Source organism: Paenibacillus nitricinens (assembly GCF_052056485.1).
GTDB lineage: Bacteria > Bacillota > Bacilli > Paenibacillales > Paenibacillaceae > Paenibacillus_AQ > Paenibacillus_AQ nitricinens.
Genome location: NZ_CP183948.1, coordinates 6782424 through 6788974, shown reverse-complemented (window position 1 = coordinate 6788974; position 6551 = coordinate 6782424). Strand labels below are relative to the sequence as shown.

Genomic DNA, 6551 nt, shown 5'->3' with positions numbered 1-6551 from the left:
AGACTGTCACTCCTTTAAATCTTCCAAATGTGGCATCAGCCATGAAGTGGAAATGTCGAAGAAAATAGGTTGGTGCTGATATTTATCCCCAGTAGGCAATATGAAGAGACAAAAAAATATGGATAAATTTGATTTGTTCACAACTTTATCCACAGCTTGTTGATAATTAAGAGAACAAACAAATCTATTCACATTCAAAAGTAATACCATCATAGCAAAACGCCCCTTATTTTTCAATGAGCAGGGCTATTTTATCCACAAATTCAAGCACTTGTGTACAATTATTAAGAACACCACTACATATTGTTGATAATTTGTTTACGGTTCGACAACTTACGCCAAAGCTTCGATAATTTTATACACAGGTTGTGCTCATCTGTGAGTAGTCGACTTTATTTTTTGATCACAGGTGGATAACTGTCATATCTTGTGGATTACTTTTTTTTCTAATGGGAGTTGTGGACAAGCAGCTTAAATTAGAGGGAGGCTCTGGAGCCAGCAGTAGGTTGACTTTTGCGCATAAAATATGTTTAAATATATAAAGGTGTTTTCTGTAAGGATATGTCTCGATAATTAATTGATGATTCATGTAGATACTGTCCCTACTATAAGGACGGCTTAGACCGTTTCTGCTTATATGACAGTAATTAAGTTCCTGTAAGGGAGGTGCAATTATGAGACCGACATTTAGACCAAATGTGAGCAAACGTAAGAAGGTTCACGGTTTCCGTAAAAGAATGAGCACGAAAAACGGCCGTAAAGTGCTGGCAGCTCGCCGCTTGAAAGGCAGAAAAGTTTTGAGTGCGTAAGTTAGGCCACTAAGGGACCACTCCGGTGGTCTTTTTTTACTGCTTTTTATTATTTTTTGCTCTGCAAACGACTAGGATCTCGCTTAATGCGCTAGCTACACTTTGCGGGGCTATTTAACGTATATACAGAATTATTTTGTGAGAAGTTGAGAATATTTTTCTTTCTATAATATAGAAGGGAAATTTCAGCGTTGTAGTCGCGGTCGTTTATAGCGACATCCAAATGACTATACTATTAGAAGAAAAAAATTCGGAAGGATTCTTTTAACCGGATTTATGAAGGAGATTCCCGTGCACAAAAAGTTACGATTACGAAACCGTGCCGACTTCAGTCGTGTATACCGCCATGGGAAGTCTTTTGCGAATCATCAATTTGTAGTGTATTGGTTTAGCAAAAAAGAGGTAGAGCGTTTTAGAGTTGGGGTATCGGTCAGTAAGAAGGTTGGAAACGCGGTTGTCCGTAACCGAATGAGAAGATTGGTGAAGGAAATCGTTCGTCATCATGAACCTGAAATCGCAGGTGGACTCGATATGGTGTTTATCGTAAGAAAAGGAGCACTTTCCATGGAATACGCAGAGCTCGAAAAAAGCGTGCTGCATGTACTGCGCAAAGCCAAGCTACTCAAGGCTTCCCGCAAATAAAGGACGCATAAGAGGCTTGTTTATTTGTATTCATAATTATGGTATGATTTACGGTGGAATGGAATGTTCAAGAGAGGGGTTTTGAAGTGTCTCTAATGAAGACTAGACGGGGAAAATGGTTTCTCCTCATCACAGTGATGGTGTTGTCGTTAGCTGTTCTGTCGGGATGTGCTCCGTCAGCTGCTGTTACGCACACTACGGAGGATTTAAAGAATGGAGGCTTCTGGCAAAGTAATGTAGTGTATTATTTCGCCATTGCCTTGGACAAGTTTGCTGATTGGTTTAACGGAGAATATGGTTTAGCCGTACTTGTGATGGTTATTATTGTCCGCACGTTGATTCTTCCGCTTACGATTAAACAGGTGAAGAGCTCGCGGGCAATGCAAGCCATTCAACCGGAACTCCAAAAGATCCAGAAAAAATATAAAGACACACCTGAAAAGGTGCAGCAAGAAACGATGCGTTTGTTCCAAGAGAATAAGGTTAATCCAATGGCGGGTTGTTTACCGCTGATCGTACAAATGCCTATCTTTATCGCTCTCTACAACTCGATCTACTATAATCCACATCTACGGGAGCACTCCTTCTTATGGCTGGAGCTAGGTAAGCCGGATCATCTGTTTATCTTACCGGTGCTAGCAGCATTAACAACATTTATACAAACCAGAATGATGACTAAAATGAACCCGATGCAACAACAAGGGCCAATGCAGTTCATGATGATGATTTATCCAGTTCTGATTTTCGTTATGTCCTACAACTTCCCAGCAGCATTGCCGCTGTACTGGGTATACAGTAACATTTACACTATTGTTCAGAACTATTTCTTATATCGCAACAATGATAAACACAAATTGGCAATCGCAAGTGCTGTGAAAAGTACAGATGACTCAAGCCCTGCTCCGAAGAGCAAAAGCGGCAACAAGTCATCGAAGGGAGCCAAAAAGTCAAAATGAGCAAAGTCGTCGCAACAGGGAAAACCATTGAAGAAGCTGTAGAACGGGGACTAACCCAGCTTGGAGTTCAAAAGGACCGGGTAACGGTCAACGTACTTGAGCAGCCATCAAGAGGATTCCTGGGATTGATCGGTGCGAAAGGTGCCAAGGTTGAGTTAACCTTGATAGCCGAAGCCGCACCGGCATCAGCGGCGAGTGCTCCGTCACTGCCTCAGCAGTCAACCAGAGAGAGCAAACAGGAGGCTAACGGCGGTGTGCCACGCCAAGATTCCGGACAACCGGTGGAGGAAGCTTACCAAGAAGCCGTTCATTTCATTGTGGATGTCGCTAAGAGCATGGGGCTCGAAGTGGAAGTAGAAATCGTCCACACCAAGGAATCCACGATTCTGCAGATATCAGGTCCAGATTTGGGACTGTTGATTGGTAGAAGAGGACAAACTCTCGATGCTCTGCAGTATTTGGCTAATATCGTAGCTAATCGTTACTCCGACAGTTTTATACGGCTTGTGCTAGATGCGGAGAACTTCCGTGAGCGGCGTAAAAAAACTCTCGAAGAGCTGGCTGATCGTTTAGCCAGTCGTGTCATTCGGACTCGTAAAGAGGTAGTACTGGAACCGATGTCACCTCAGGAGCGGAAAATTATTCACTCCAGATTACAGGATCATCGGCAAGTGAATACCCTTAGTAAGGGCGAAGAGCCAAATCGCCGCGTCGTTATAACTTTGAAGTAAAGACTATATGATGCAATGACTCCTTGACCAATGTAAGGGGTCATTGCTTTTTTAAAAATATAAGACCGTTTATAATCAAAAAATACAGGTTTTGGGGTGAAAAACAGCATGCTTAGTGACACCATTGCTGCCGTATCAACGGCATTAGGCGAGGGAGGAATTGCTATTATTCGGGTAAGTGGCCCACAGGCTATTTCCCAAGTGGCTCCTTTGTTTCGTAGCCGAGTTCCGTTAACTGAAGCGGAATCGCATACCGTTCATTATGGGCATATCGTTAGTCCGGATAACGGGGAGAAGCTGGAAGAAGTACTTGTAACCGTAATGAAGGGTCCGCGTTCTTTTACTACTGAGGATGTAGTAGAGATCAGTGCTCATGGTGGTGTAATTTCTGTAAGAAGGGTGATGGATTTACTTCTTCAGCAGGAGATAAGGTTAGCCGAGCCGGGTGAGTTCACCAAGCGTGCTTTCTTGGGTGGACGTATAGATTTATCACAGGCTGAGGCGGTTATTGATCTCATTCGCTCGAAGTCGGATCGCGCGTTTTCGGTGGCTTTAAAGCAGGTCAGTGGATCCTTGTCGGATCGAATTCATGCTTTGCGTCATACACTTATTGAGATGCTGGCTCATATCGAAGTGAATATAGATTATCCAGAGCACGATGTAGAATCCATGACAGCTGAATTTATTAAAGATAAAAGCAGTGAAGTGATGGAAGGAATCACAAAGCTTCTTAAGACTTCTAATGAAGGAAAAATTCTTCGTGAGGGGATAACGACAGCTATAGTTGGTCGTCCCAATGTTGGTAAATCTTCATTATTAAACGCGTTAGCACGTGATAACAAAGCGATTGTAACAGATATTCCTGGAACAACACGTGATGTCATCGAAGAATATATAACGATAAACAACATTCCGCTTAAGTTGCTTGATACGGCGGGAATTCGTGAAACGATGGATGTAGTCGAGAAGATTGGCGTAGAACGTTCCAAGGCGGCAGTTAGTGATGCGGATCTGATTCTACTTGTGTTAAATGCTAACGAAGAGCTGCATGAGGACGAATTGGCATTGATGGAACAAATCCACGGTAGACAATGCCTAGTGATCATGAATAAAATGGACTTACCACCCAAACTGGATAAGGATAAGTTGCTCTCGTACTTTGAGGAGTCCAACATCGTACCGATGTCCGTTCTGGAAGAGGAAGGTCTAGACAAACTTGAAGATGCCATTTCGACACTCTTTTTTGGTGGAAAGCTGGAATCGGGTGACTTGACATATGTAAGTAATGTGAGACATATTGCCTTGCTCAAAAAAGCTTATAAATCACTACAAGATGCATACGATGCGGCGGAACAGTATATACCGATTGATATGATTCAAATCGATGTACGGCTAGCATGGGAACAGCTGGGTGAAATTATTGGTGATACAGCAGCGGACTCGTTGTTAGACCAAATATTCTCGCAATTTTGTTTAGGAAAATAAGCTTTACATTTTAATATAACAATTAGGGGGAAACAGGACATGAGTTATGATGGAGGCAACTATGACGTAATCGTCATTGGCGCCGGTCATGCCGGTTGTGAAGCGGCTTTAGCATCAGCACGGATGGGCTGCAGCACATTGATGATTACAATTAACCTGGATATGGTTGCATTCATGCCCTGCAATCCGTCCATAGGCGGACCAGCCAAAGGACATGTAGTGCGTGAGATTGATGCGCTAGGCGGAGAAATGGGCCGTAATATAGATAAGACATTTATTCAGCTTCGTATGCTTAACACAGGGAAGGGACCTGCGGTGCATGCATTGCGTGCACAAGCGGATAAGTTTCTGTACCAACATGCAATGAAAGAAACCATGGAAAAAACGCCTAACCTAACGCTTCGTCAAGGCATGGTTGAGCGTCTAATCGTTGAGGATGGACGTTGTGTGGGTGTAGTTACGAAGACAGGAACGGAATACCATAGTAAGACCGTTATTTTGACCACAGGTACTTACCTGCGGGGTAAAGTGATTATGGGTGAACTGACGTATGAGAGCGGACCTAACAATCAGCAGCCATCAGTGAAGCTATCTGAGAATTTGCGGGAGCTTGGTTTTGAATTGGTGCGTTTTAAGACAGGTACACCACCACGTGTACATCGTGATACGATCGATTTCTCGAAGACAGAAATTCAACCGGGCGACGATGAGCCTAAATTCTTTTCGTTTGAGACGAAATCATCCAACAATGAACAGCTACCTTGTTGGTTGACCTATACCTCTGAGGTTACTCATCAGATTATTAATGACAACCTTCATCGTGCGCCGATGTTTACGGGTATTATTGAAGGAACAGGTCCACGTTATTGCCCATCAATTGAAGATAAAGTAGTAAGATTTAGTGATAAATCTAAGCATCAGATCTTTTTAGAGCCAGAAGGAAAAAATACATCGGAATACTATGTACAAGGTCTGTCGACTAGTCTTCCGGAGGATGTACAGCTAGCGATTTTGCGTTCCATCCCTGGTATGGAAAAGGTAGAGATGATGCGTAACGGCTATGCTATTGAATATGATGCAATGGTTCCTACACAGCTATGGCCATCTCTTGAAACTAAACGTCTACCAGGTCTGTTCACTGCTGGACAAATCAATGGTACTTCCGGTTATGAGGAAGCGGCTGGCCAAGGTGTAATGGCTGGAATTAATGCAGCGCGCAAAGTGCAAGACAAAGAACCCGTAATCTTAGATCGTTCACAGGGATACATTGGTGTACTCATTGATGATCTGGTGACTAAGGGGACTAATGAACCGTATCGTCTGCTAACCTCACGTGCGGAATATCGTTTGCTGCTCCGTCATGACAATGCAGATCTAAGACTTACACCTATCGGTTATGATATTGGTTTGATCACTCAAGAGCGTTTCGATAACTTTGTAGACAAGAAGGAACGGGTGGAACGTGAAATTGTCCGCCTACAAGAGAAAAAGGTTAAACCTGTTGAGGTAAATGATATTCTAGCACAATATGAATCGGCGCCTATAGTAGATGGCAGCAATTTGCTTGTTCTAATGCGTCGTCCGGAGCTTGATTATAGCTTTGTAGATCAAGTTTCACCATCACCCGAAATGCTAGACGCAGAGATGAAGGAACAAGTGGAAATTCAAATTAAATATGCCGGATATATCGAAAAACAGCTTCAACATGTGGAGCGCCTGCAAAAGATGGAAAAGAAGAAAATTCCGGATGACATTAACTATAATGAGATTCATGGATTAGCGATGGAAGCGCGGCAAAAGATGACTAAGATTCGCCCGATCTCTATCGGTCAAGCTTCTCGGATAGCAGGGGTCACACCTGCAGATATTTCTATTCTTCTCGTATATCTTGAGCATTACAACCGGGTAACCGCGGCGAAAGGATAATC

At 43.1% G+C, this 6551-nt stretch carries 6 protein-coding genes; all 6 read left to right on the top strand.

All coding sequences use genetic code 11. The features are described 5' to 3' along the window. The first annotated feature begins 674 nt into the window (after positions 1 to 674). Entirely contained in the window at positions 675 to 809 is a 135-nt protein-coding gene (rpmH, locus tag ACN6KS_RS30230; RefSeq protein WP_039295761.1) for a 50S ribosomal protein L34, read from the top strand. A 291-nt stretch (positions 810 to 1100) separates the two neighbouring features. Continuing rightward, the gene (gene rnpA, locus ACN6KS_RS30225; RefSeq protein WP_042193070.1) at positions 1101 to 1451 is read left to right on the top strand and encodes a ribonuclease P protein component; all 351 of its coding nucleotides are present in this window, start codon (positions 1101 to 1103) and stop codon (positions 1449 to 1451) included. Between the two features lie 86 nt (positions 1452 to 1537). Then, positions 1538 to 2407 carry a YidC/Oxa1 family membrane protein insertase gene (locus ACN6KS_RS30220; RefSeq protein ID WP_094869720.1) on the top strand — a complete coding sequence of 290 codons (870 nt, stop codon included), beginning with the start codon at positions 1538 to 1540 and terminating at the stop codon, positions 2405 to 2407. Next, a complete protein-coding gene (gene jag / locus ACN6KS_RS30215; RefSeq protein WP_042193066.1) occupies positions 2404 to 3138 on the top strand; it encodes an RNA-binding cell elongation regulator Jag/EloR in 735 nt (244 codons plus the stop codon). Before ACN6KS_RS30220 ends, jag begins: the two co-directional genes overlap by 4 nt. Before the next feature lie 108 nt (positions 3139 to 3246). Continuing rightward, positions 3247 to 4623, top strand: coding sequence for a tRNA uridine-5-carboxymethylaminomethyl(34) synthesis GTPase MnmE (gene mnmE / locus ACN6KS_RS30210; protein WP_280788006.1), 1377 nt, complete (start codon positions 3247 to 3249; stop codon positions 4621 to 4623). Between the two features lie 39 nt (positions 4624 to 4662). After that, positions 4663 to 6549, top strand: a complete 1887-nt coding sequence (gene mnmG, locus ACN6KS_RS30205; RefSeq protein ID WP_094869722.1) for a tRNA uridine-5-carboxymethylaminomethyl(34) synthesis enzyme MnmG — start codon at positions 4663 to 4665, stop codon at positions 6547 to 6549. Positions 6550 to 6551 lie beyond the last annotated feature (2 nt).